The following is a 24,531-nucleotide window of genomic DNA, read 5'->3' on the forward strand; positions in this document are numbered from 1 at the left end:
AACCATCATGACCTTCAAGAAAAGCCTGCTCGCCGTCGCCGCGCTCGGCGCCGCCTTCGCCATGCCGCTGTCGGCCCAAGCCCACCGCGGCTGGATGCTGCCGTCGTTCACCAACCTGTCGGGCGACAGCGCCTGGGTCGGCGTCGATGCGGCCATCTCCAACGAGCTGTTCCACCCCGACCACCATCCGATGCGCCTGGATGGCGTCAAGGTGCTGGGTCCTGACGGCCAGCCGGTGAAGCTGGAGAACGCCTCGACCGGCAAGTACCGCTCGACCTTCGACCTGCAGCTGTCCAAGCCGGGCACCTACAAGATCTTCACGGCCAGCAACTCGGTCATGGCCAGCTGGACCGAGAACGGCGAGGTCAAGCGCTTTCGCGGCAGCCCTGAAGACTTCGCCAAGCAGGTCCCGGCTGGCGCGGCCGACCTGAAGACCATCAAGGGCGCCAACCGCAACGAGACCTTCGTCACGCGGGACAAGCCGACCACCGAGAGCCTGGCCCCGACCGGCGTCGGCCTGGAGCTGGTCCCGGTCACCCACCCGACCGACGTGATCGCCACCGAGGCGGCCTCGTTCAAGTTCGTGCTGGACGGCAAGCCAGCCGCCGACCTGGAGGTGACCTTCATCCCCGGCGGCTATCGCTGGCGCACCAGCCCCGGCGAGATCAAGGCCAAGACCGGCGCCGACGGTGTCGTGAAGTTCACCCTGCCGGAAGCCGGCATGTACTGGGTCAACGCCTCGGTCCGTTCGGGCGCCAACGCCCGCGGCGGCCCGCCCGGCGCGGCCCCGCAAGGCCCGGCCCAGCCCCTGGCCGGCAATGGCCAAAGTGCTGGCTACACCGCCGTCATCGAAGCCCAACGGCCGTAAAAGGACCTGTCATCCCGGCCGCAGCGCAGCGGAGAGCCGGGACCTCGGAGAGCTCGATGCTTCCGGCGGTCCCGGCTCGGCGCGCGTCGCGCTTGGCCGGGATGACAGCTTTCAACGTATGCCCCGCGTCCTGATCCCCGTCCTCGCCACGCCGCCCGCCCGTCCTGTCGGCGGCAGCGTCCGTGCGTTCGGCGGGGCGACGATGGGCACGACCTGGTCGGTCAAGGCGGTGCTGCCGGCCACGACCGAACTTGCCGCCCTCGAGGCCATGATCCAGCGCGCGCTCGACAGCGTCGTCGCCGAGATGAGCCCGTGGGAGCCGCTCTCGGACCTGTCGCGCTACAACCGCGCCGCCCCGGGCAGCTGGACCGCCCTGCCCGCCCAGACCGCTGCCGTCCTGCGCCGCGCGATCGCGATCGCGCAGGCCACCAACGGCGCGTTCGACCCGACCCTGGGCGCCCTGACCGATCTCTGGGGCTTTGGGCCTCGTCCGTTTTCGGGTGAGCCGCCACTGGCGGCTGACATCACCACCCTGCGCGACGCCGGCGGCTGGCGCCGCCTGACGCTGGACGGCGACGCCCTGTTCCAGCCGGGCGGTCTGAAGCTGGATCTCAACGGCATCGCCAAGGGCTTCGGCGTCGACCAGGCCGCCGCCGCGCTCGATCGGGCCGGGGTGAAGAGCTACCTCGTCGAGGTCGGCGGCGAGCTGCGCGGCACGGGCGCCAAGCCCGACGGCCAGCCTTGGTGGGTCGAGCTGGAACGGCCACCCACGGCGAATGACGCCGAGCACACGGTGGTCGCCCTGCACAATCTGGCCGTGGCCACCTCCGGCGACTACCGCCGGTTCTTCGACCATGACGGCCGCCGCTACGCCCATACCCTGGACCCGGCCACCGGCGCGCCCGTCGCGCACGCCACCGTCAGCGTCACGGTGCTGGCCCAGGACTGCATGAGCGCCGACGCCTGGGCCACGGCCCTGACCGTGATGCCCCCCGACGCGGCCCTGGCCTTCGCCGCCGCCCACGACCTGGCCACCCTGATTGTCAGCCGCTCGGCCAGCGGCTTGGAAGAGCGCCTGTCGCCCGCCCTGCAGGCCATGCTGGACTGATGTTCGACTTCGAAGCCTTTCCGCCCGAGACCCGCCGCCTGATCGCGGCCGGCGCCGTGACCGGGGCCTATGCCCTGTTCTGCGCCGCCATCGCCGCGCGCGAAGCCCTGCGCCGCCACGCCACGCGCAAGGCCGCCAAGGCCCTCTCGCAGGGCACGGGTGAGCCGGTGCTGGTCGCCTATGCCAGCCAGACCGGTTTCGCCGAAGAACTGGCCAACGCCACCGCCAAGGCCCTGTCGGAAGGCGGCGCGCCGGTCACGCTGCGCGAGCTGTCGGCCGTCACCGCCACCGACCTGACCGGCCGCGCCCTGTTCGTGGTCAGCACCACCGGCGAGGGCGACGCGCCCGACACCGCCCGCGCCTTCATCCGCGACGTGATGAAGCCCACTCTTACGGATGCCCATGACCTCAAAGGCCTGCGCTACGGCGTCCTGGCCCTGGGGGATGCGACCTACGCCCAGTACTGCGCCTTCGGCCGGTCGCTGGACGGCTGGCTGGCCCATGCGGGCGCTTCCCCCCTCTTCGACCGGGTCGAGGTCGACGACGGCGATCCGGCCGCCCTGCGCCACTGGCAGGGGCAACTTTCCCTGATCACCGGCGTCACCGACGCACCCGACTGGAGCCGCCCGGCCTATCGCCGCTGGACCCTGGCCGAGCGCCGCCTGCTCAACCCCGGCAGCCCCGGCGGCGAGGCCTGGCACGTGCGGCTGGTCCCGGCCGACAAGGTCAGCTGGGAAGCCGGCGACATCCTGGAGATCGGCCCGCGCAACGATCCGGCCGAGGTCGCGGCCCTGGGTCTGCCCGCCGAGCTGGCCGAGGCGCTGTCGGGCCTGCGCCTGCCGCACGGCCCGATCGGCGACATCGCCGAGCTGACGCCGCTGCCGCATCGCGAATACTCGATCGCCTCCCTGCCCAGCGACGGCGGGGTCGAGCTGCTTGTGCGGCTGATGCCGCGCGCTGACGGTGCTCCCGGCCTGGGCTCGGGCTGGCTGTGCCGGTTCGCGGAAATCGGCGGAAACATCGACGCCCGCGTTCGGACCAACCGCAGCTTCCACGGCCCCGACAAGAACCGCCCGCTGATCCTGATCGGCTCGGGCACAGGCCTGGCCGGCCTGCGCGCCCATCTGAAGGCCCGCGCCGCGACCGGCGCCAACCGCAACTGGCTGGTGTTCGGCGAGCGCACCTCGGCCCACGACTTCTTCCACCGCGCCGAGATCGAGGCCTGGAAGACGTCGGGCTTGCTGGAGCGCCTGGACCTGGCCTTCTCCCGCGACCAGGGCGACCGCATCTACGTCCAGCACCGCCTCCGTGCAGCGGCCCAGGTGCTGCGCCAGTGGGTGGCCGACGGCGCGGCGATCTATGTCTGCGGCTCGCTGGAAGGCATGTCGCGCGACGTCCACGCGGCGCTGGTCGAGGCGCTGGGGGCTGAGGCGCTGGAGCAGCTGACGGACGAAGGGCGCTATCGGCGGGACGTCTACTGAACCACCTCCGTGTCATCCCGGACAAGCGCGCAGCGCGCCGATCCGGGACCGCAGGAAGACCATGCGCTTGCCGCGGTCCCGGCTCTCCGCTTCGCTACGGCCGGGATGACAGATTGAGAGCGGCCCGCTCCTCCGGCGTGTTCGCGCCCCGCAACCGCGCCAGCGCCCCGTCCGGAACCGGCAGGGCCGTCAGCCCTGCGCGCTCCGCCAGCCGCCGCAGCGGCCAGCCGGCCTGAGCGTCCGCCGGCAGCGCCGCCGTCTCGAGCACCATCGGTACGGGCAGGCCCTCGTAGTAGCCGCCCGTCGCCAGCAGCGGCGCGAGGTCCTCGGCCGTCAGCGTCGGCGCGTCGACCGCCAGCACCAGCAGCCGTTCCGCCCCCAGCGCTCGCGCCCCGGCCAGCACGCCGCCGACCGGTCCGGCCAGAGCCTGTTCGTCCGGAACCCATGGCAGGCCCAGATCCGCCCCGGCCGTGACCAGGGCCTGGGCGCCCACCGCTCTGGCCAGCGCCGCCACCCGGTCGACCGCCCGCGCGCCGTCCCAGTCGAGCACGGCCTTGTCGCGCCCCATCCGCCGGGACGCGCCGCCGCACAGGATGATGGCGCCGAGCTTGGTCATGAAGGCTGCCTATCGCCTCTGGCGCCGTCTTCCAAGCTCCACCCAAAGCGGTCTAGTGTCCCGCGCGATAAGGGACGGAAATACAAGAATGAGCCAACCGACCGAGCGCCAGCGCCGTCGTACGACCCAGAGCGCCACGATCCGCGACGTCGCCGCCCGGGCGGGCGTCTCGCCGATGACCGTCTCGCGGGTCATCAATCGCGAGAGCACCGTCAAGGAAGAGACCCGCGCCCTGGTCGAGAAGGCCATCGCCGACCTCAACTACGCCCCCAACCCCGCCGCCCGCAGCCTGGCCGGCAGCGCGCCGTTTCGCATCGGCCTGCTGTACGACAACCCCTCGATGGGCTTCCTGTCGGAGTTCCTGGTCGGGACGCTGGACGAGAGCAGCCGCACCGGCGCCCAGATCGTCATCGAGAAGTGCGCCGAGCCCGAACTGGCCGGCGCCACCCTGGCGCGGCTGCTGAAGACGGGCGTCGATGGCCTGATCCTGCCGCCGCCGCTGTGCGAGAGCCCGCAGGTGCTGGCCGAGGTCAAGGCCGCCGGCGCGGCCGCCGTGGCCGTGGCGCCGGGCCTGGCCAGCGCCGACATGGCCACCATCCGCATCGACAACGAGGCCGCCGCCTTCGAGCTGACCCAGCACCTGATCGGCCTGGGCCACACGCGCTTCGGCTTCATAAAGGGCCACCCGAACCAGACGGTCAGCCAGCAGCGCCTGGACGGCTTCATGACCGCCCTGAAGGCTGCCGGCATCCCGATGGAGGACATCCGGGTCGAGCAGGGCTATTTCACCTATCGCTCGGGCCTGGACGCGGCCGAGCGGCTGCTGTCGGGCGACCAGCGCCCCACGGCGATCTTCGCCGGCAATGACGACATGGCCGCCGCGGCCGCGGGCCTGGCCCATCGTTTGGGCCTGGACGTGCCGGGGGATCTCTCCATCGTCGGCTTCGACGACACCTCGATCGCCGACAACATCTGGCCGCCGCTGACCACGGTGCGCCAGCCGATCGCGGCCATGGCCCGCGCGGCCGTCGACCTGGTGCTGGAAGAGATCCGCCGCCAGCGCGACGGCGGCGGCGAACCCAAGCAGCTGATGCACCCCCACACGCTGATCGTGCGGGACTCCACCGGGCCGGCCAGCGCCTAGGCTAAACTTCCGGGATGGTCTGCTTCAGGCGGCCGCCCACGCGGATCGGCTCGACCCGCACGGCCTGGCCGGTGCGGTCGTCGGTCTCGACGAACACGCCGCAAATCGTCGCCGGACCGCTGGCCGGGGTGTAGCGGCCGCCGCTGATCTTGGTGGTGAACCGGCGCAGCGGCTCGTCCTTCTGGTTGCCGATCACGCTGTCATAGTCGGCGCACGCGCCAGCGTCGGTCTGATAGGCGGTGCCACCGGGCAGGATCTGGCAGTCGGCGGTCGGCACGTGGGTGTGGGTGCCGACGACCAGGCTGGCGCGACCGTCGCAATAGTGGCCCATGGCCATCTTCTCGGAGGTGGCTTCACAGTGCATGTCGACGATCACCGCGTCGGCCACCTGGCCCAGCGGGGCCTTGTCCAGCTCGCGATCGGCGGCGGCGAACGGGTCGTCCATGGCGTCCATGTGCACCCGGCCCAGCAGGTTCACGACGAACACGGTCTTGCCCGAGTCGGTCTGAAAGAGATGGCTGCCGCGGCCCGGCGCGTCCGACAGGATCGGATAGTTGGCCGGACGGATCAGGCGCGGCTCGCGGACGATATAGGTCAGGGCCTCGCGCTGGTCCCAGCTGTGATTGCCCAGGGTCAGGCAGTCGGCGCCGGCGTCGAACAGCTCGCGGGCGGTGTTCTCGGTGATGCCGAAACCGGCCGCGGCGTTCTCGGCGTTGATGATCACGAACTCGAGGCCGAGACGGCGGCGGAGATCAGGCAGATGGTCGGCCAGGCCGTCGCGGCCCGACTTGCCGACGACATCGCCAAAGAAGGCGAAACGCATAGAAAGTCCTTAGAGCGAGCCGTCAGCGGCTCATGTCATGGACGGCGATATACTCTTTTTCTGTGAGAATGGCGTCCAGCCTTTGATCATGCGGTTCGGCGGGCAGGTTTTCGACCTGCTGGCCGCTGTAGGCCAGGCCGATCACGACCACCGACCGGCGGGCCCGCAAGGCCTCCAGCGCCCGGTCGTAATAGCCGCCGCCCTGCCCCAGGCGCAGACCGTCGCGCTGAAAGGCCAGCAGTGGAGCGATGACCAGATCGGGCTCCAGGATGGGTCGCTCGGGCGCGGGACCGCGCAGGCCTATGGCGTCGTGCACCAGCGGCTCACCCGGCGTCCAGGCGCGGAACACCATGCGCGCGGCGTCGGCGTCCTCGACCGCCGGCAAGGCCAGGGTCCAGCCGGCCTCGTGCATGTGGCCAGCCATGATCAGCGGTGAGATCTCCGAACCCAGGCCGTGATACAGCGCCGCCACCTTGCCGACGGGATCGGGAAACAGCTTCGCCAAGGGCTCGCGCGCCACTTCGGCGATCATCCAGTCGGCTTCGGGATGCTGGCGCGCCAGCTCCTTGCGCTGGTTGCGCAGGAAGATACGCAGGGCGGTCTTGGCCGCGACGGGATCGACGATGGTCATCGTCCGTCTATAGCGCTTCAGAAGGGGAAAGGGTGGCGGCGCCGCGAAGAACCGTGAAGACGTTTCAATCCACTCGAACCTGTCAGTAACAGGTGGGCCCCGTGTTCCCGCAGCCACGGCCACGGGAGGGAACAGGTCCCGATAGAGAGATTAAGGTCCCTGGGATAAGAAATCTTCGACGAGAGCCACAGCATGACCCGCCGTTGATCAATATAGGGATCCTTTGGCTCCTGCGATAGGGTCGGTTTGACGCGGGCCATACGCGCTCCCCATGGTCAATCCGGAGACCAACATGAAAGCGCCCCGTTCCCAGGCGCCTACGCCTCTACTCCTGGATGGGAGCGTCGAGCACGCCCTACGCGCACGTCTTGTTCCGGGAGCGCCCTTTGGCCGGCAAGAGATAGCTGCTCTCCAAGCCTTGATTGAGGACACGCCCCCAGACGTCAACGCGGTGCAAATCGTTCTATACGACCTGCTCCACGACCTGAATTACTGCGAAGCCGACCTTAAGGGGCAGGCGCGGGCTCATGAGCTTGTCGCGTCAGCACTAGCCGAGATCAACGCGATCATCGAGACGCAACGCACAGTGAAGGCAGCTGAGGCCTATGACCTGATGCAAGCCAATCCTGATCGCGGCATACCGGCTAAGGACGTGTTCGAAGCGATACGCACCGAGCACACTAGTCGCACGAGACGCGACCGCTCGTAGGTCTAAGGTCGCTGTTACGCTGCGGTCGTCTTTTTGCCACCGCATAAGCGCGGTGACGCGAAGCCTGAAGATGCTCCCCCGCGATGCGGGGGAGCTGTCGGCGGAGCCGACTGAGGGGGCGAACTGGAGCGAGACCGCATTGGCCCCCTCCGGCCCTCTGGGCCACCTCCCCCGCATCGCGGGGGAGGATCTGCCAGCCTACTCCGCCGCCAGCTTCTCCAGCCGGTCCGCCGCCGCGTCCAGGGCGCGGATGGCGGTGATCTCGGCCTTGGTGCCTTCCTGCTGCATGCGGTTGATCTCGGCGTTGGCATGGGCCAGGCGGAGCTTCATGTCCGAGAGCTCGTCGGCCAGCAGCAGGGCGCCCATCAGGAAGAGCCGGGTCTCGCCCAGCTGGCCGACGTCGGAGCTGACCTGGCGGACCTGGCGGTCGAACAGGCGCGCCAGTTCGGTCAGGTGCGGCTCCTGGCCGTCCTCGCAGCCGACCATGTAGGGCCGGCCGTTCACGTGGATGGTCACCTGGGACATGGTCAGGCCTCCTCAGGATCGTCGAAGAGCTCGTCGTCCTCGCCCGGCGTGACCGCGTGACCGTCGTGGTGATGGTCGTTGGCCACGGCCTCGTCGCCCAGGGCGGCGCGGATCTCGGCGATGGCGCGGCCCAGGGCCACCGAGGCCTGCTCGCCGGCCTCCTCTAGCGCCTTCTCGCGCTCGCGGGCGGCTTCCAGATCGGCGACCAAGCGGGCGCGCTCCTCGTCGTCGAAGAGACCCGGCTCATCGGCCGAGAAAAGGGGCATGGCCGGGGCCGCGGCGCTGGCGGCGGCCAGCGCGCGCTCGGCCTCGGCGGCCTTGGCCGCCTGGCGCTGTTCCAGCTGGCTCACCGCCCGGTCCAGGCGGCGAACGGCCAGGTCGAGGGCGCTGCCTTCGGCCGGGATCATCGGCGAACTTCCATCATGCGACGCAACATATAGATCGAGGCCCTGTTAGCCAGCGTTCGGAGGCGAGAATGGGGCGGGATCAGAAGCCCTTAGCAGCATTCGCCCCCGCCTGTCCGCGACCCGGAGGGGTTGTCCTCACTTTTGCACCGCCAAACCCCCTCGCTTTTTCGCAATCGGATTTAGCGCCCTTGGAGGCGGCCGTAGTTTCTCGGACTTGACTTGTCGGCTGCACACCGCAAAACGCCACCCCAACTAGGGAACGTCGGTCGCCTTCGACCGGCGGCCATAAACCGGAGAAAGATCCATGGCTGTTCGCGTCGCCATCAACGGCTTCGGCCGCATCGGACGTCTGGTCCTGCGCTCCATCGCCGAGCATGGCCGCCGCGACATCGAGGTCGTCGCGATCAACGACCTGGGTCCGGTCGAGACCAACGCCCACCTGCTGCGCTACGACAGCGTGCACGGCCGCTTCCCCGGCACGGTGACGTCGGGCGAGGACTGGATCGACGTCGGCATGGGCAAGATCAAGGTCACGGCCATCCGTAACCCTGAAGAGCTGCCGCACGCCGAACTGAACGTCGACATCGCGTTCGAGTGCACCGGCATCTTCACCGCCAAGGACAAGGCCGCCGCCCACCTGAAGGCCGGCGCCAAGCGCGTCCTGATCTCGGCGCCCGGCGACAACGCCGACAAGACCATCGTCTACAAGGTCAACCACGAGACCCTGACCGCCGACGACATCATCGTCTCGAACGGCTCGTGCACCACCAACGCCCTGGCCCCGGTGGCCAAGGTGCTGCAGGACCTGGTCGGCATCGAGCGTGGCTACATGACCACGATCCACAGCTACACCGGCGACCAGCCGACGCTGGACACCATGCACAAGGACCTCTACCGCGCCCGCGCCGCCGCCCTGAGCATGATCCCGACCTCGACCGGCGCCGCCAAGGCCCTGGGCCTGGTCCTGCCGGCCCTGAAGGGCAAGCTGGACGGTTCGTCGATCCGCGTCCCGACCCCGAACGTCTCGGTCATCGACCTGAAGGTCGTGCCGACCCGCGAGACCAACGTCGCCGAGGTCAACGCCGCCCTGCAGGCCGCCGCCGACGGTCCGATGAAGGGCGTGCTGTTCACGACGACCGACCCGCTGGTCTCGACCGACCTGAACCACATCGCCGCCAGCTCGACGGCCGCCCTGCCCCAGACGCAAGTCATCGAGGGCAAGCTGGTCCGCGTGCTCAGCTGGTACGACAACGAGTGGGGCTTCGCGACCCGCATGAGCGACACCGCTCTGGAAATGGCGAAGTTCCTCTAAGGAACGCCCTACCAAACCCCGCTCTCGCAAGGAGCGGGGTTTTCCTTGCCTGATATCCCCTACGCTTTTCCGGGACGCCGACATGACCTTCCGCACCCTCGACACCGCCGATCTCGCCGGCAAGCGCGCCCTGGTTCGGGTGGACTTCAACGTCCCGGTGGACGGCGGGAAGATCACCGACGACACTCGCCTGCGCGCGGCGCTGCCGACGATCAGCTATCTGTCCAAGCAAGGCGCCAAGGTGATCCTGCTGGCCCACTTCGATCGTCCGAAGGGCAAGGTCGTGCCGGAGATGAGCCTGGGCTTCGTGGCCGAGCCGCTGTCCAAGTTGCTGGAGCAGCCGGTCGCCTTCGCCTCGGACGCCGTCGGCCCGGCCGCCGCTGAAGTCGTCAACGCGCTCGAGAACGGCGGCGTCGCGCTGCTGGAGAACGTCCGCTTCCACGCCGGCGAAGAGAAGAACGACGCCGAGTTCGCCGCCGCCCTGGCCGCCAACGGCGACATCTATGTCAACGACGCCTTCAGCGCCGCCCACCGCGCCCACGCCTCGACCGAAGGCCTGGCCAAGCTGCTGCCGGCCTATCCGGGCCTGTCGATGCAGCGCGAGCTGGAAGCCCTGGACGCCGCGCTGGGCAACCCGAAGAAGCCGGTGATCGGCATCGTCGGCGGCTCCAAGGTCTCGACCAAGCTGGACCTGCTGAACAACCTGGTCGCCAAGCTGGATCGCCTGGCGATCGGTGGCGGCATGGCCAACACCTTCCTGTTCGCCCAGGGCCACGACGTCGGCGCCTCGCTCTGCGAAAAGGACCTGGCCGACACCGCCCGTGAGATCATGAAGAAGGCCGAGGCCGCCGGCTGCGAACTGCTGCTGCCGACCGACGTGGTCGTGGCCAAGAAGGTCGCTCCTGGTGTTGAAAGCGCTGTCCGTCCGCTGGACGGGGTCCAGGCCGACGACCTGATCCTGGACGCCGGTCCGGACAGCGCCAAGCGTCTGCTGGCGGCCATGGACCAGAGCGTCACCCTGATCTGGAACGGCCCGCTTGGCGTTTTTGAAGTCCCCCCGTTCGACGAAGCGACCGTTTCGGCGGCGAAACACGCAGCAAGCCTGGCCAAGTCGGGTAAGCTGGTGGCCGTCGCGGGCGGCGGTGATACCGTGGCCGCGCTGAACCACGCGGGCGTGTCGGCCGATTTCACCTTCGTCTCGACCGCCGGCGGCGCGTTCCTGGAATGGATGGAAGGCAAGACGCTTCCGGGCGTCGCCGCCCTCGAAGGGTAAGCTCAAGTTATTTGCTGGCGCGGATCGTGCAGATCGGCGTTCAGCCTGTATAAGACTGACACGCATCAGCACGACATGGGCAGAGAACGCAAAAGCGTCGCGGCCCCAAGAACAAGAAACGACCTAACCACTTAACGCTTGCAGGAGAGAGACTACGTGGCTCGCATCACGCTGCGCCAGCTGCTGGACCATGCCGCCGAGCATGAGTACGGGCTGCCCGCCTTTAACATCAACAACATGGAACAGGGCCTGGCGATCATGGAGGCGGCCGACGCCGTCAACTCGCCGGTCATCATCCAGGCCTCGCGCGGCGCGCGTAACTACGCCAACGACATCGTTCTGACCCGTCTGATCGACGGCCTGGTCGAGCTGTACCCGCATATCCCGGTGTGTATGCACCAGGACCACGGCAACGGCCCGGCGACCTGCGCCACGGCGATCCAGTACGGTTTCACCTCGGTGATGATGGACGGCTCGCTGATGGAAGACGCCAAGACCCCGGCGTCCTACGAGTACAATGTCGAGGTCACCAAGAAGGTGGTCCAGATGGCCCACAGCTGCGGCGTCTCGGTCGAGGGCGAGCTGGGCGTTCTGGGCTCGCTGGAAACCGGCATGGGCGAGGCTGAAGACGGCCACGGCTTCGAAGGCAAGCTGAGCCACGACGAACTGCTGACCGATCCGGACCAGGCGGTCGACTTCGTGCAGGCCACCGGCGTCGACGCCCTGGCGATTGCGATGGGCACCAGCCACGGCGCCTACAAGTTCACGCGCAAGCCGGACGGCGACGTCCTGGCCATGAATGTGATCGAGGAAATCCACCGCCGCCTGCCCAACACCCACCTGGTGATGCACGGCTCCTCGTCGGTCCCGCAGGACCTGCAGGACATCATCAACCAGTACGGCGGCGAGATGCCCCAGACCTGGGGCGTGCCGGTCGAAGAGATCCAGCGCGGCATCAAGCACGGCGTGCGCAAGATCAATGTCGACACCGACAACCGCATGGCCATCACCGGCGCCATCCGCAAGCTGCTGATGGAAAAGCCGCAGGAGTTCGACCCGCGCGCCTATCTGAAGCCCGCCAAGGAAGCCATGCGCAAGGTCTGCGCCGCCCGCTTCACCGAGTTCGGCTCGGCCGGCTGGGCTGACAAGATCAAGCCGCTGTCGACCGCGACCATGGCCAAGCGCTACACCTCGGGCGAGCTGAACGCCAAGTTCGGCGCCGGCGCGGCCAAGGCCGCCGCCGAGTAGTCGGTTCGGTCCGCTGACATGAAGAGGCCTCCCGAAGCGATCCGGGGGGCCTTTTTGTTTTTCCCTCTCTCATAGAGAGAGGGAGGGGCCCGCCGCGCAGCGGTGGGAGGGTGAGAGGTTTCACCCTCAGCCGATTGCTCTCCGACGATCCCGCCTAGGGCCGTTCACCGCGAACTGCGCCCTATCCGGAAAGATTATAACCTCTCACCCTCCCACCGCCTGCGGCGGAGGGCCCCTCCCTCTCTCTATGAGAGAGGGGATTTTCAGGCTCCCCGCCTCCACCGCGCCGCATGCCAGCATCGCCAGGCTGAACCACGGGCCCACGAAGGCGTAGGTCTCCTGCCAGCAGTGCAGGCCGTCGACCGTGCTGGCCACGCCGCCGCAGAACAGGCCGCAGGCGAAGCCCGTAGCGGCCGGACGCTCCAGCTCGACGCGGCGCAGGCCCACGGCGGTCAGCAGCAGCATCGGCGCGGCCAGGGTCAGGACGTTGGCCACGCAGATCGCCCCGTCCGGCCACAGCATGGCCAGGACCATCTCGGTGGGCAGGTCGATGATCTGGACGGCGGCGGCGACCAGCATCAGCCCCGCCAGCACCGCCGCGACGCCAAACGCGACATCCGCCCCGCGCCGCTCGCGCGCCAGCCGCGTGGCCGCCACCAGGGCACAGGCCGCGATGGCCAGGGGATAGGCCGCCTTGATCCAGAAGAAGGCCCCGTTCGCCGCCAGGGTCAGGTCGGGCCGCAGCTTCAACCAGGCCAGGATGATCAGCACGCCGGCCAGCGCCCCGGCCATGGCCGTCTCGGCCAGCCGCCAGGGCAGGTTGGCCGCCGACCATCCAGCGCCACCGGACACAGGCAGAGGTTCGCCGCTCGCGGTCGCGAGCGCGTCATCGATCGTCACGCGCCCCTCCCCACAGAGTAGCTTACGGGATTGGATGTCGCCCTTGCGCCGCATGTGCAAAAAGCCGCGGCACTTCATTGGTCGAACGACGGTTTGTCAATCAATCAGGAGGTAGCGGTACAAAACGTGATGCACGTCGGGAAGGCGACGGACGACCCTAGTGGATGGTGGGCGTCCGCAGCGCCGGACGACGCCACAGCTGGGCGGTCAGGGCGTTGGCGATGCCGACCCAGCCCAGGTCCGGGGCCGAGCCGCCGCCGACCTTGCGCGCTTCCAGGGCGTAGGCCGCCGAGGCCGCCAGCGAGGCCGTGGCCGCACCCAGCTGGCCGCCGACGCGCTTGGCGCCCAGGCCCAGCCACAGGGCGTTGAACCCCTGCACCAAGCTCCAGATCGTCAGGGCGCGCGTACGGGCCGGGCTGGACGGCGAGTTCCAGGTGCGCAGGCCAGACAGGGTCATGGCGATGAACAGCGGCGGCAGCAGCAGGCTGGTCATGGGTTTGGGCTGGTGAGCCACCGGCTCGTGCATCTCGGCGAACTCGACGGCGTACATCTCGTCGTCCAGGACGCGCTCATGCCGGCCGCCCATCAGTCGGGCCGCAATGATCGCCGCGCCCGCCAGGGCCGCGCCCGCCGCGATCTGGGCGACGGGATGGACGCCCTCCCGCCGATCGAGCTGGAACGCCTCGCGGCCGGCCAGGGCGCGGTCGCGGGTCTTTCCGTTGGCGATATGCATGGCGGGACTCCCCTAAATCTATCTACTCGATAAGGTCAAACAGCCCAGCTGCACCTTGGTTCCAGACCGCGGTTCGACTGGGGCGACACCTCGACGCATGATGCCGCGATCGTTTTTTCGCGCTAGCGTAAAAAGCGCCGAGACCGGGTTCCATAAGGCCTTAAGGGCGCACAACCCCTTCGCGCAACACCGTTCGAAGACCCGTGTGGCGTAATGCCGCGCGCGGGCGCCACAGGATACCCGATCCCGTCACATCGCTGTTTTCACTGACCTTTTTAGCATGCCAACACCCTGAATGACCTGGTTAAGGTTGCTGGCCATTAAGGTTCCTTTGAGCTTCGGAGCACAACCTTTCGCCGAAGCGCAGGGAAGACTCGTCACCAGGGGGTAGCGGGTCAGGGACCCCTGTAGGGGAACAATCCGATGTCCATCTTTCGGGCCCGCCAAGACAACAAGTCCGCCGGCCGCATCGCCGAGCTGGAAGCCGTCATCGCCGCCATCCACCGCAGCCAGGCAGTGATCGAATTCGATCTCGACGGCACGATCATCACGGCCAACGACAACTTCCTGAAGACCCTGGGCTATGGCCTGCAGGAGATCCAGGGCCGCCATCACAGCCTGTTCGTCGAGTGCGACTACGCCAAGAGCGGCGAGTACCGCGACTTCTGGAAGCGTCTGTCCAGCGGCGAGTTCTTCTCCGACAAGTTCTGCCGCGTCGGCAAGGACGGCAAGGAGATCTGGATCCAGGCCTCGTACAACCCGATGTTCGACAAGGACGGCAAGGCCTACAAGGTCATCAAGTTCGCCTCGGACATCACCCAGGTCGAGCGTGAGCGCGCCGCCGCCGAGGCCGCCCGCAAGAAGGCCGATCAGGACAACACCGTCGTCACCGTGCTGGCCTCGGGCTTGGACGCCCTGGCCAAGGGCGACCTGACCGCACGCATCGAGGCGGCGATGGATCCGCGCTACCAACAGATCAAGGACGACTTCAACGCCGCCGTAGCCAGCCTGCGCGAGACCGTGCAGGGCATCGTCCAGCGCACCATGGGCATGCATGCCGGCTGCGACGAAATCTCCTACGCCGCCTCGGACCTGTCGCGTCGCACCGAACAACAGGCCGCCAGCCTGGAAGAGACCGCCGCCGCCCTGGACGAGATCACCGCCACCGTGGCCCGCAGCGCCGACGGCGCCAATCGCGCCTCGCAGGCCGCGTCGGGCGCCCGCGCCGACGCCGACCGCTCGGGCAAGGTCGTGGCCGAGGCCGTCGCCGCCATGGGCGAGATCGAGAAGTCTTCGGGCCAGATCACCCAGATCATCGGCGTCATCGACGAGATCGCCTTCCAGACCAACCTCCTGGCCCTCAACGCCGGCGTCGAGGCCGCTCGCGCGGGTGAAGCCGGCCGCGGCTTCGCCGTCGTCGCCTCCGAAGTCCGGGCCCTGGCCCAGCGCTCCGCCGAAGCCGCGCGCGAGATCAAGACCCTGATCGCCAATTCGACCGCCCAGGTGGATCGCGGCGTGCGTCTGGTCGGCGAGACCGGCTCGTCGCTGGACGCCATCGTCGCCAAGGTCGGCGAGATCGACATCCTGATCTCCGAGATCGCCCGCTCGTCGCAGGAACAGGCCACCGGCCTCAACCAGGTCAACAGCGCCGTCAACCAGATGGACCAGGTCACCCAGCAGAACGCGGCCATGGTCGAGCAGACTACCGCAGCCTCGGCCAACCTGCGCACCGAGGCCCACGACCTGTCGGACATGATGCAGCGCTTCAAGACCGGCCAGGACGCCGTCGTCGAACGCCCGGCTCAGATCCGCAGCTATGGCCGCCCGGGCGCGCGAGCGGCGTAAGAGGGCCCAAAAACCCGCCCTTCGACAAGCTCAGGGTGAGGCTTTCTACTGAAACCGGCTTGAAAGTCGTCCTCACCCTGAGCCTGTCGAAGGGCGAGGACGCTGCACGGCGCTTGGCGTTCGTCCCGCGGGACGTCAGCATGGCGGCATGAGCCCGCTCATCCGCCCTTCCCGGCCGAGTCAAAACTAACGCCGGACCTCAGGGAGATCCGGCGTCAGCATATCGCGCGCGGGCTCGACGAGAGCCTGCGGGTGTTCATGCAGCGCAGTTAGGCCGGCAGTTCGCCCATGGCCGACTGCAGGTAGTTCTGGTCGCCCAGCGACTTGACCAGACCCAGCTGCATTTCGAGGAAGTCGATGTGCTCTTCGGTGTCGGTCAGGATCTCGCGCAGGATCTCGCGGCTGACATAGTCGCGCACGGTCTCGCACTGGACGATGCCGGGGACCAGGATCTCGCGGTTGAACAGCTCGACGTTCAGGTCGCTGGCCAGGCATTCCGGCACGGTCTCGCCGATCTTGAGCTTGTGCAGGTCCTGCAGGTTGGGCAGGCCTTCCAGGAACAGGATGCGATTGATCAGCTTGTCGGCGTGCTTCATCTCGCCGATGGATTCGTCGTAGGTGATCTTGCCCAGGCGCTTGAAGCCCCAGTTGTCGTACATCCGCGCATGCAGGAAGTACTGGTTGATCGCAGTCAGTTCGTTGGTGAGCACCGCGTTGAGCACGCGGATGACGCCGGCGTCGCCTTGCATGGCGGCCTCCTTAAGGGTTCGCTGTTCGGGCGGAACCTGGGGCAAGCCGTTCGAGGCTTCAACCGCTATCTGTGCAAGTGTTTCGCAGGCTCACAGAAAAGCGTGCGAGTGCTTCGCGATAGCCCGCGAAGTAGAGTTTCGGGCCGTTACTCGGCTGCGAATGCGAGGGCCTCGCGGCTTTCCTGGATCATCTGACGCATTTCGCAGACGCACTTGGCGCACTGGGCCTGACAGCCCTTGTGGCGAAAGATCTCCGCCGGGCGCGTGGCCCCAGCGTCGATAGCGGCGCGCACTTCGCGCTCGCGGATGCCGTTACAGTTACAGACGTACAAGGAAGAACGCCCTACCCGATTGAGTGTCATTCTCATTTAGCCGAGAGAGTCGACTTTTGCAACTGACTCTCAGTCGAGTTCGCAGCGACATGCGGTCGCGGGTAGAGTGGATACGGATCGTGACGGAGGGGGCGCTCGTGCTAAAGCCAGGCCCATGACGCTCGACTGCCGCCTCTATTTGATCACCCCGCCCGCCTTGGATGACCTGGCCGGGTTCGGCCGCCTGCTGGCCCAGGCCCTGGAAGGCGGCGACGTGGCCGCGCTGCAGATCCGCCTGAAGGACGCGCCCGACGACGTCGTGGCCGCCGCCGTCGACGTGCTGGCCCCGATCGCCCAGGCCCGCGACGTGGCCGTGATCCTCAACGACCGGCCCGACCTGGCCGCCCGCCTGCCGGTGGACGGCGTCCACGTGGGCCAGTCGGACATGGCCTATAAGGATGCGCGCAAGCTGATGGGCGGCCGCATGGTCGGCGTCACCTGTCACGACAGCCGCCACCTGGCGATGGAAGCCGCCGAGGCCGGCGCGGACTATGTCGCCTTCGGGGCCTTCTTCCCGACCACGACCAAGGACGCCCCGATCGTCGCCGAGCCCGACATCCTCAGCATCTGGCAGGAGTCGATGGAAACCCCGTGCGTGGCCATCGGCGGCATCACCGCCGCCAACGCCGCTCCGCTGGCCACGGCCGGCGCGGACTTCCTGGCCGTCGCGGCCGGGGTCTGGGCCTATCCGGAAGGTCCCGCCGCCGCCGTCGCCGCCCTGAACACGGCGATCGCCGAAGGCCTCGCCGCCCGTAAGTAAAAGCAGCTATTCCCACCGCCTTGTGATGCACTGCACACAGGCATAGCGTCTCTTCCAGCGAACGATAACTGGGGAGGCGCGCGAAATGCGGCTCAAAGGGTGTTTGCTTAGCGTATCGGTCCTGCTGGCCCTTTGCGGCCCCGCGACCGCCGAGACCTGGAAACTGGCTCCGGGCGAGACCAAGACCTATTACGACGTCGACTTCACCCGCGTGGACCAGTCCACCGGTCTGGTCGTGACGCGTATCGCCGAAGGCAAGCCGAACGGTCCCTACAGGAACTGGCCGGCCGGCAAGGGTCCGATCCTGATGTTCGCCCTCGACTGCGCGGCGGACAAATGGATGGACCTGGGCATGGACTTCGACGGCGGCCACGCCCTGCCCAAGGGCTGGCGCAAGGAAGCCAAGGTCGAGGACATCTCCGGCGCGGTCGGCAAGGCCGGCAAACTGGCCTGCGAGACCAAGGACAGCCTGCCGAAGGTGGAACTGCCTTAGGGCCTTTCCTCAGCAGATCCGTCATCCCGCGCTTTATGCGCGGGACCCATGGTTCAGCTTCTACGTGAGAGCGTGAGTCCGCATCGCACTTGCGGCGGATAGATGGGTCCCGCGCATAAAGCGCGGGATGACGGGCTGTGAGGTCCCCTTAACCACGCCCCAATCCCTCATCTTGCCATCGGCCCTGTGGACGACTAGGTTCCGCGCCCGTTCTTTCACACCGTCGACCTACCGCTCCGCCGCCGGACTTTCCGGCGGGCGTCGACGGCATTCCTTGAGGATATCCGCCCGTGGCCACGCCTTCCGCCCTCCTGAACGTCATGATCGACGCGGCCCGGAAGGCCGCCCGCGGCCTGGCCCGCGACTTCGGCGAGGTCACGGAACTGCAGGTGTCCAAGAAGGGCGCGGCCGACTTCGTCACCAATGCCGACCTTAAGGCCGAACAGACCCTGTTCGAGATCCTGACCAAGGCCCGCCCGGGCTACAGCTTCCTGGGCGAAGAGCGCGGCATGATCGAAGGCACCGACAAGACCCACACCTGGATCGTCGACCCGCTGGACGGCACCACCAACTTCCTGCACGCCATCCCGCACTTCGCCGTCAACATCGCGCTGCAGCGCGAGGGCGAAGGCATCGTGGCCGGCGTGACCTACAACCCGATCACCAACGACCTGTTCTGGGTCGAAAAGGGCAAGGGCGCCTTCCTGGGCGCCGAGAAGCGCCTGCGCGTCGCCGCCCGCCGTCACCTGGACGAGAGCGTTCTGGCCACCGGCGTGCCCTTCGCCGGAAAGCCCGGGCACGGCCAGTTCCTGAAGGAGCTGCACCAGGTCAGCCAGAAGGTCGCCGGCGTGCGCCGCTTTGGTTCGGCCGCCCTGGACCTGGCCTGGGTCGCCGCCGGTCGTTTCGACGCCTACTGGGAGCGCAATCTCAACCCGTGGGACATCGCCGCCGGCGTGCTGATGATCCAGGAGTCGGGCGGCAAGGTCACGACGATCGACGAAAACGATCTGGACGTCGTCAACGGTAAGTCGATCCTGGCCAGCAACCAGGACCTCTACCCGCAGATCCTGGAACGCCTGCGCGCAGCTTAAGATATGTGATGGCGAGGGCCTGAAAGCCCTCGCCAAATCGTCACACCTGCGCGCTAAATCGCGGGGCATGACCCTGCTCACCCGTCGCGCCATGACCACCGCCGCCCTCGCCGGCACGCTGCTGCCCACCCTGACCTTCGCCCAGACGAAGAAGCCCGTCGTGATCGGCCATCGCGGCTGCAGCGGCGAGCGGCCCGAGCACACCGCGCTGGCCTATGAGCGCGCCATTGAGCAGGGCGCCGACTTCATCGAGCCCGATCTGGTCCCCACGAAGGACGGCCATCTGGTCTCGCGCCACGAGAACGAGATCGGCGGCACGACCGACGTCGCCAGCCGCCCCGAGTTCGCCGGCCGCAAGGCGACCAAGACCATCGACGGCCAATCGATCACCGGCTGGTTCACCGAAGACTTCAACCTGGCCGAGCTGAAGACGCTGAAGGCCCGCGAGCGGCTGCCGCAGCTGCGTCCCGTCAGCGCCGCCTTCGACGGCCAGGCCGGCGGCATCCTGACCTTCGACGAGGTCGTCGCCATCGCCAAGGCCGGCTCCAAGCGCACCGGCCGCACCATCGGCGTCTATCCCGAGCTGAAGCACCCGACCTATTTCGCCGGCATCGGCCTGCCGACCGAGGACCGCCTGGTCGCCCTCTTGAAGAAGAACGACCTGAACTCGGCGACCGCGCCGGTGTTCGTCCAGTGCTTCGAGGTCGGCCCGCTCAAGCGCCTGCGCGCCAAGACGCCGGCCAAGCTGGTGTTCCTGGTCGACGGCGAAGGCGGCCCGGCCGATCTGCCGGGCGTCAAGTACGCCGACCTGATCACCGCCCAGGGCCTGAAGGATGTCGCGGTCTATGCCGACGGCCTGGGCCCGACCTGGAGCCTGGTGGTCCCCAGCGACGGCCAAAAGCTGCTGCCGGCCACCGACCTGGTGAAGAACGCCCACGCCGCTGGTCTGCAGGTTCATCCGTGGACGGTGCGGACCGAGAACTACTTCCTGCCCGCGACCTTGCGGAAGGGCGATCCCAAGGATCCGGCCTTCCTGGCGATGCACGGCGACGTGGCGCCGGTGTTCAAGGCCCTTTACGCGGCCGGGGTCGACGGCGTGTTCAGCGACTTCCCCGCCGCGGCGGCCGCCGCCCGCTAGAGCGTGGCAGCCAAAAGTGTGAGCGGTTTTGGCGTTTGCCACGCTCTAAATGTTTGAATTAGAGCCTGTCCGTTTCTGATGTTTCCATCAGAAACGGACAGGCTCTAGCAGCGCTCTTGCGGAAACAGCCCCGTCCGGGCAGCGTGCCGGCCTCGATTTGCCCTGGGGCCACGCCATGACCTTCCGCCACGCCGTCTCCGCGGCCGCCCTCGCCGCCAGCCTGCTGCTGGGAGCGCCCGCCTTCGCTGCGACTCCGGGGGCCGCCACGCCGGGGGCCGAGGTGCTGAACCGCATCGCCGAAGACTTCGTGCGCATGACGCTGGAGGCCGGCGTGCGCGAGCCGGGCTATGTCGACGCCTACTACGGCCCTGAGGCCCTGCAGAACACCGCCAAGGTCGCCCCGCGTCCGGTCTCGGTGCTGCGCAAGGAAGCCGACCGCCTGCAGGGTCTGCTGGGCCACATCCCGGACAAGGATCTCGACGCCGACGAGAAGCGCCGCAAGCTGTTCCTGAAGGGGCAGATCAAGGCCGCCCAGACCCGCCTGGCCATGATCGCCGGCGACAAGTTCAGCTTCCAGGATGAGGCCGAGGGCCTGTTCGGCGTGCGCCCGGTGCTCAAGCCCCTGAAGAGCTATGACCCGATCCTGGCCCGCCTCGACAAGCTGGTCCCGGGCAAGGGCGACCTGGCCAGCCGCGTCGACGCCTTCCAGAACAAGTATGTGATCCCGACCGACAAGCTCGAGCCGGTGATGAAGGCCGGCATCGCCGCCTGCAAGGCCAAGACCGAAGAGCACATCAAGCTGCCCGCCAATGAGCGCTTCGACCTGTCGTTCGTCACCGGCAAGCCCTGGAGCGGCTACAACTGGTACCAGGGCAAGGCCCACAGCCTGATCGAGATCAACACCGACCTGCCGATCTATATCAGCCGCGCGCTCGACCTGGGCTGCCACGAGGGTTACCCCGGCCACCACGTGCTGAACGCCCTGCTGGAAGAGAAGCTGACCAAGGGTAAGGGCTGGGTCGAGTTCAGCGTCTATCCACTGTTCTCGCCGCAATCGTTCATCGCCGAGGGCAGCGCCAATTTCGGCATCGAGCTGGCCTTCCCGGGCGACAGCAAGACCGCCTTCGAGCGCGACAAGCTCTATCCGCTGGCGGGCCTGGACCCCAAGACCGCCCAGGCCTATGGCGAGCTGCAGGAGGCCAAGGCCGCCCTGTCGAGCGCCGGCAACACCATCGCCGCCGAATACCTGGCCGGCCGGATGACCAAGGAACAGGCCGTCCAGGCGATGATGAAGTACAGCCTCTATTCGCGCGGCGGGGCCGAGAAGCGGGTAGCCTTCGTCGAGACCTATCGCTCGTACGTCATCAACTACAACCTGGGCCAGGACATGGTCCGCGCCCACGTCAACCGCGCCGGCAAAACCGAAGACGCCCGCTGGAAAGCCATGGAGCGCGTGATCAGCGAACCCACGACCCCGGCGGACCTGCGGAAGTAGGTTCGCTCACCAACCCGATCCCCCACCGCCGCCACCGCCACCCCCGGACGAGCCGCCGCCCGAGGAGCCGCTGCTGGAGGAGCTGCTGGAGCCGCCGCCGGACGAGCCCGGCGGGGTGGAAGCCGAGGCGATGGTGGCGACCAGGCTGCTGCCCATCGACGTGGCGAAGGCGGCGGGACGGCTGAACGCCCGCTGGTCGCCATCGTACCAGTCCTTCTCCGGATCCATCTGGGCCTGCGCCAACACCCTGGCGAAGCGCTTGGCCCAGCGGGTTTCGACCTTCAGGGCGATGGCGTAGGGCAGGTATTTCTCGAACAGCTCGGCAGTCTTTTCGGGCGGATTGAGCCGCTCCAGGCGGTCCTCTTCGGCCACCGACAGATAGTGGCGGAAGCCGGCGATCCGCGCCCGCAGCGGCCAACCCTCGGCGGTCGGCCCGCGCAAGTTCATCTTGGCGACGATGACGATCGGCAGGGCCAGCAGCGCGACCAGCATTGGCACGGGGTCGCCGGCGGCGAAGCCCAGAAACACCAGCAGCGCGCCTGCGTGCCAGGTGGCCAGCACGGCGATCCCCGTGCCAATGAACGACAGGGTGCGCTTACCGCTCTTGGCCGACAAGGGGCCGGCGCGCAGGCGCTTCAACCAGCGGCGGGCGACCTCGCCGCCGATCCCCACCGCCACGGCGCCCAGGGTCAGCGGCGCGGCGTGGGGGGCGTTCAGCAGCACCAGGAGCACGGCCAGCGACAGCAGCAGGCCGGCCAGGGCCAGCCAGCCACGATTGGCCTTGCCGGCGGCGTCGGAATTGTAGCGGTCCTCGCCGTAGGCCCGGTCCAGCCCGCGGTCCAGGTCCATGCGGGCGTCCATCAAGGTCCGGTGGTTGCCCTGGCTGAGCTGCAGGCTGGCCCGCCCCTTGAACAGCTCGCGGACCATGGCCGCCTCGGCGGGCGGCAGCGGGGGCTTGCCGACGGTCTTCAGCAGGCGGCGGACCGGCTTGCCGAAGCTGCCCTTCTTGACCTTGTCGACGATGCGCAGGTGGCCCCGCACAGCGACATCGACGATGGCGGCGGTAAAGGCCCGGTCGTCGAACTTGCCCTTCCAGATGTAGCGCACAGCCGCCGCCGACAGGCCGTCGGGCGGCGAGAACAGCGGCACGATCGGCCAGGGATCAGGATTGCGCCGCGCCCGCCACACCGCCCGCGCCATGTAGGCGGCGATGGCGACGACGCCGGCCCAGGCCAGCAGCAGCCCGCCCTGCTCGCGCAGGAACCAGCCCAGGCGCTGGCCTTGCGACGGCTCGGCGACCACGCCCTTGGGCCAGGCGGCCGCGACAGTCAGGCCTTCCTGGGCCTCCAGCCGCTGGGTGGTGTGAAAGACGATCTGGCCCGGCCGTTCGGAGACCACCTCGGCGTTTTTGCCGGTATCGCCCTGGGCGCCAGTATAGACCGCCCGCTTCCCGAACCGTGCGGCGGTCGGCAGGGTGATCCGCGCCTCGGCCTGCTCGATCGGGAAGGTCCAGCCGGTGCCGGTGGCGTTCCAATAGAGCTCGTCGAAGTCGCCGAAGAAGCCCAGCTGCCGGGTCGTGCGGTAGCGGATGCTATAGACGTGCGCGCCAGGGTCCAGCAGCCGATCGGGATCGCCGATGCGCACCCGCTGGCCATTGCTCATGCGCATCAGCTTGAAGGGCTCGGTCCGGCCGTCGCGCTCGACCGACACTACCGTGAAGCCCACCTCCACCAGCCGGCCGCGCTCGGTGCGATAACGGGTGGGGAAGTCGCGCTGGATGCCGCGCTGGATCGTCTCGCCCTCCGATTCCAGGGCGATGGTCTCGACCACATCCAGGTCGCCATTGGCCTGGACGCGGACGTCGCTGACGAAGCTGGTGATCCGCTCCTCGGCCAAGCCGCGGCCAGCGCCCGCCAGACCTAGAACGAGGAATAGCGGCAGCGCCCAGGCGCGCATGATCGAAGACCTCACCGGGCGGCGTCGAACTGCACGGCCGGCGCGGCGGCGAGCCCGGGGTCGTCGTCGGTGAACGAGGGCTCCTCGCGGAAGCCCAGCGGCCCGGCGATCAGCAAGGCGGGGAACGTGGCGATCCTGGTGTTCAGATCACGGACGGTGGCGTTGTAGTAGCGGCGGGCGCTCTGCAGCTCGGTCTCGATCTCGGCCAGTTGCGCCTGCAGGGCCAGGAAGGCCTGGTCGGCCTTGAGGGCGGGATAGGCCTCGGCCACCACCATCAGCCGGCCTAGCGCGCCGTCGAGAGCGGTATCGGCGCGGACGGCCTCGGGCGCGGTGCGGGCTTGCACGGCCTCGGCGCGGCGGGCGGTCACCGCGTCCAGCAGGCCGCGCTCGTGCTCGACATAGCCCTTCACCGACGACACCAGGTTGGGGATCAGGTCGGCGCGGCGGCGCAGCTGTACGGTCACCCCGCTCCAGCCTTCACGCACCAGCGCCCGGGCCCGGACCAGGCCGTTGTAGATCAACACGACGACGAGGGCGGCCAGGGCCAGCCCGATGGCGACAATCCAAGACGTAGTCAGGGGACGCTCCAGTTCTCGCACACGACCTAAAGGCGTTCACGCCTTCCGGTAGAGGTATCGCCTCGCATCGCGATGGCCAAGCTTGGCCATGAAACAAGGTCGCCTCGGCGCCATCCGGCATGGAGCGGAACCCCCGAACAGCTGAGCCGTTTCCCAGCGCAACACAGCCAAGCCTGTCCGCACTCAGCCCCTCACTAAGCAAGGAAGCCCGCGCGATGCGATCCATCCTCCTGATGCTGCTGGGCGTTCCCCTGCCGATCATCCTGCTGCTCGCCTT

Annotated in this window: 25 protein-coding genes; 14 read left to right on the plus strand and 11 right to left on the minus strand. The window is 68.2% G+C overall.

The genetic code is table 11. The features are described 5' to 3' along the window. The first annotated feature begins 7 nt into the window (after positions 1–7). The 3 genes from ABDW31_RS01615 (at position 8) to ABDW31_RS01625 (ending at position 3,457) form a co-directional block, all read left to right on the plus strand. Entirely contained in the window at positions 8–868 is an 861-nt protein-coding gene (locus tag ABDW31_RS01615) for a DUF4198 domain-containing protein (protein WP_184716657.1), read from the plus strand. Between the two features lie 118 nt (positions 869–986). Next, the gene (locus ABDW31_RS01620; protein ID WP_184716655.1) at positions 987–1,976 is read left to right on the plus strand and encodes an FAD:protein FMN transferase; all 990 of its coding nucleotides are present in this window, start codon (positions 987–989) and stop codon (positions 1,974–1,976) included. Continuing rightward, positions 1,976–3,457, plus strand: coding sequence for a sulfite reductase flavoprotein subunit alpha (locus ABDW31_RS01625; protein WP_184716654.1), 1,482 nt, complete (start codon positions 1,976–1,978; stop codon positions 3,455–3,457). The genes ABDW31_RS01620 and ABDW31_RS01625 overlap by 1 nt, the downstream gene beginning before the upstream one ends. Before the next feature lie 94 nt (positions 3,458–3,551). Here ABDW31_RS01625 and ABDW31_RS01630 read toward each other — a convergent pair whose 3' ends face one another. Continuing rightward, on the minus strand, positions 3,552–4,073 hold the full coding sequence (locus ABDW31_RS01630; protein ID WP_184716652.1) for a molybdenum cofactor guanylyltransferase: 522 nt from the start codon (positions 4,071–4,073) through the stop codon (positions 3,552–3,554). Positions 4,074–4,161: 88 nt separating this feature from the next. Here ABDW31_RS01630 and ABDW31_RS01635 point away from each other — a divergent pair, with 88 nt between their 5' ends. Continuing rightward, positions 4,162–5,217, plus strand: a complete 1,056-nt coding sequence (locus ABDW31_RS01635; protein WP_184716650.1) for a LacI family DNA-binding transcriptional regulator — start codon at positions 4,162–4,164, stop codon at positions 5,215–5,217. A gap of 1 nt (position 5,218) precedes the next feature. Here ABDW31_RS01635 and ABDW31_RS01640 read toward each other — a convergent pair whose 3' ends face one another. After that, positions 5,219–6,040: a TIGR00282 family metallophosphoesterase gene (locus ABDW31_RS01640; RefSeq protein WP_184716648.1), complete on the minus strand. Its 822-nt coding sequence runs from the start codon at positions 6,038–6,040 to the stop codon at positions 5,219–5,221. A 22-nt stretch (positions 6,041–6,062) separates the two neighbouring features. Next, complete coding sequence (locus tag ABDW31_RS01645) at positions 6,063–6,671, minus strand: 5-formyltetrahydrofolate cyclo-ligase (protein ID WP_184716646.1); 609 nt, start codon at positions 6,669–6,671, stop codon at positions 6,063–6,065. A gap of 292 nt (positions 6,672–6,963) precedes the next feature. Between ABDW31_RS01645 and ABDW31_RS01650 the strand changes: the two genes are divergently transcribed. Next, positions 6,964–7,380 (plus strand): hypothetical protein, encoded by a 417-nt coding sequence (locus ABDW31_RS01650; RefSeq protein ID WP_184716643.1) that lies wholly within the window; start codon positions 6,964–6,966, stop codon positions 7,378–7,380. 198 nt (positions 7,381–7,578) lie between these two features. On the opposite strand, the gene ABDW31_RS01655 is transcribed toward ABDW31_RS01650, so the two are convergent. Together ABDW31_RS01655 and ABDW31_RS01660 are read right to left on the minus strand one after the other, a co-directional pair. Beyond that, positions 7,579–7,905 carry a cell division protein ZapA gene (locus tag ABDW31_RS01655; protein WP_184716642.1) on the minus strand — a complete coding sequence of 109 codons (327 nt, stop codon included), beginning with the start codon at positions 7,903–7,905 and terminating at the stop codon, positions 7,579–7,581. A gap of 2 nt (positions 7,906–7,907) precedes the next feature. Beyond that, positions 7,908–8,312, minus strand: coding sequence for a hypothetical protein (locus tag ABDW31_RS01660; RefSeq protein ID WP_184716640.1), 405 nt, complete (start codon positions 8,310–8,312; stop codon positions 7,908–7,910). Between the two features lie 304 nt (positions 8,313–8,616). Between ABDW31_RS01660 and gap the strand changes: the two genes are divergently transcribed. The 3 genes from gap (at position 8,617) to fba (ending at position 12,145) form a co-directional block, all read left to right on the plus strand. Beyond that, positions 8,617–9,624, plus strand: coding sequence for a type I glyceraldehyde-3-phosphate dehydrogenase (gap, locus tag ABDW31_RS01665; RefSeq protein ID WP_184716638.1), 1,008 nt, complete (start codon positions 8,617–8,619; stop codon positions 9,622–9,624). An 82-nt stretch (positions 9,625–9,706) separates the two neighbouring features. Further along, positions 9,707–10,897: a phosphoglycerate kinase gene (locus ABDW31_RS01670; RefSeq protein WP_184716636.1), complete on the plus strand. Its 1,191-nt coding sequence runs from the start codon at positions 9,707–9,709 to the stop codon at positions 10,895–10,897. Positions 10,898–11,053: 156 nt separating this feature from the next. Further along, positions 11,054–12,145, plus strand: coding sequence for a class II fructose-bisphosphate aldolase (fba, locus tag ABDW31_RS01675; protein ID WP_184716634.1), 1,092 nt, complete (start codon positions 11,054–11,056; stop codon positions 12,143–12,145). 204 nt (positions 12,146–12,349) lie between these two features. On the opposite strand, the gene ABDW31_RS01680 is transcribed toward fba, so the two are convergent. Both ABDW31_RS01680 and ABDW31_RS01685 read right to left on the minus strand, forming a co-directional pair. Next, on the minus strand, positions 12,350–13,045 hold the full coding sequence (locus ABDW31_RS01680; RefSeq protein ID WP_184716632.1) for a DUF1109 domain-containing protein: 696 nt from the start codon (positions 13,043–13,045) through the stop codon (positions 12,350–12,352). 157 nt (positions 13,046–13,202) lie between these two features. Continuing rightward, positions 13,203–13,778: a tryptophan-rich sensory protein gene (locus tag ABDW31_RS01685; RefSeq protein ID WP_184716630.1), complete on the minus strand. Its 576-nt coding sequence runs from the start codon at positions 13,776–13,778 to the stop codon at positions 13,203–13,205. Between the two features lie 423 nt (positions 13,779–14,201). Here ABDW31_RS01685 and ABDW31_RS01690 point away from each other — a divergent pair, with 423 nt between their 5' ends. Beyond that, positions 14,202–15,623: a PAS domain-containing methyl-accepting chemotaxis protein gene (locus ABDW31_RS01690; protein WP_184716628.1), complete on the plus strand. Its 1,422-nt coding sequence runs from the start codon at positions 14,202–14,204 to the stop codon at positions 15,621–15,623. Between the two features lie 269 nt (positions 15,624–15,892). Here ABDW31_RS01690 and bfr read toward each other — a convergent pair whose 3' ends face one another. Both bfr and ABDW31_RS01700 read right to left on the minus strand, forming a co-directional pair. Further along, positions 15,893–16,372, minus strand: coding sequence for a bacterioferritin (gene bfr, locus ABDW31_RS01695; protein ID WP_172270960.1), 480 nt, complete (start codon positions 16,370–16,372; stop codon positions 15,893–15,895). Positions 16,373–16,518: 146 nt separating this feature from the next. Then, the gene (locus ABDW31_RS01700; RefSeq protein ID WP_172270958.1) at positions 16,519–16,704 is read right to left on the minus strand and encodes a bacterioferritin-associated ferredoxin; all 186 of its coding nucleotides are present in this window, start codon (positions 16,702–16,704) and stop codon (positions 16,519–16,521) included. Between the two features lie 154 nt (positions 16,705–16,858). On the opposite strand from ABDW31_RS01700, the gene thiE reads away from it, so the two are divergent. From thiE to ABDW31_RS01725, 5 genes are all read left to right on the plus strand, one after another. After that, on the plus strand, positions 16,859–17,503 hold the full coding sequence (gene thiE / locus ABDW31_RS01705; RefSeq protein WP_184716626.1) for a thiamine phosphate synthase: 645 nt from the start codon (positions 16,859–16,861) through the stop codon (positions 17,501–17,503). Between the two features lie 85 nt (positions 17,504–17,588). After that, the gene (locus ABDW31_RS01710) at positions 17,589–17,996 is read left to right on the plus strand and encodes a hypothetical protein (RefSeq protein WP_184716624.1); all 408 of its coding nucleotides are present in this window, start codon (positions 17,589–17,591) and stop codon (positions 17,994–17,996) included. Positions 17,997–18,286: 290 nt separating this feature from the next. Further along, entirely contained in the window at positions 18,287–19,087 is an 801-nt protein-coding gene (locus ABDW31_RS01715; RefSeq protein ID WP_184716622.1) for an inositol monophosphatase family protein, read from the plus strand. Positions 19,088–19,154: 67 nt separating this feature from the next. Then, complete coding sequence (locus tag ABDW31_RS01720) at positions 19,155–20,225, plus strand: glycerophosphodiester phosphodiesterase (RefSeq protein WP_184716620.1); 1,071 nt, start codon at positions 19,155–19,157, stop codon at positions 20,223–20,225. A 175-nt stretch (positions 20,226–20,400) separates the two neighbouring features. Next, positions 20,401–21,720, plus strand: coding sequence for a hypothetical protein (locus ABDW31_RS01725; RefSeq protein ID WP_184716618.1), 1,320 nt, complete (start codon positions 20,401–20,403; stop codon positions 21,718–21,720). Between the two features lie 6 nt (positions 21,721–21,726). On the opposite strand, the gene ABDW31_RS01730 is transcribed toward ABDW31_RS01725, so the two are convergent. Beyond that, positions 21,727–23,676: a DUF2207 domain-containing protein gene (locus ABDW31_RS01730; protein WP_184716616.1), complete on the minus strand. Its 1,950-nt coding sequence runs from the start codon at positions 23,674–23,676 to the stop codon at positions 21,727–21,729. An 11-nt stretch (positions 23,677–23,687) separates the two neighbouring features. After that, positions 23,688–24,275, minus strand: coding sequence for a LemA family protein (locus ABDW31_RS01735; RefSeq protein WP_221444617.1), 588 nt, complete (start codon positions 24,273–24,275; stop codon positions 23,688–23,690). Positions 24,276–24,531: the final 256 nt, after the last annotated feature.

The organism is Caulobacter sp. (genome assembly GCF_039596335.1).
Taxonomy (GTDB): domain Bacteria; phylum Pseudomonadota; class Alphaproteobacteria; order Caulobacterales; family Caulobacteraceae; genus Caulobacter.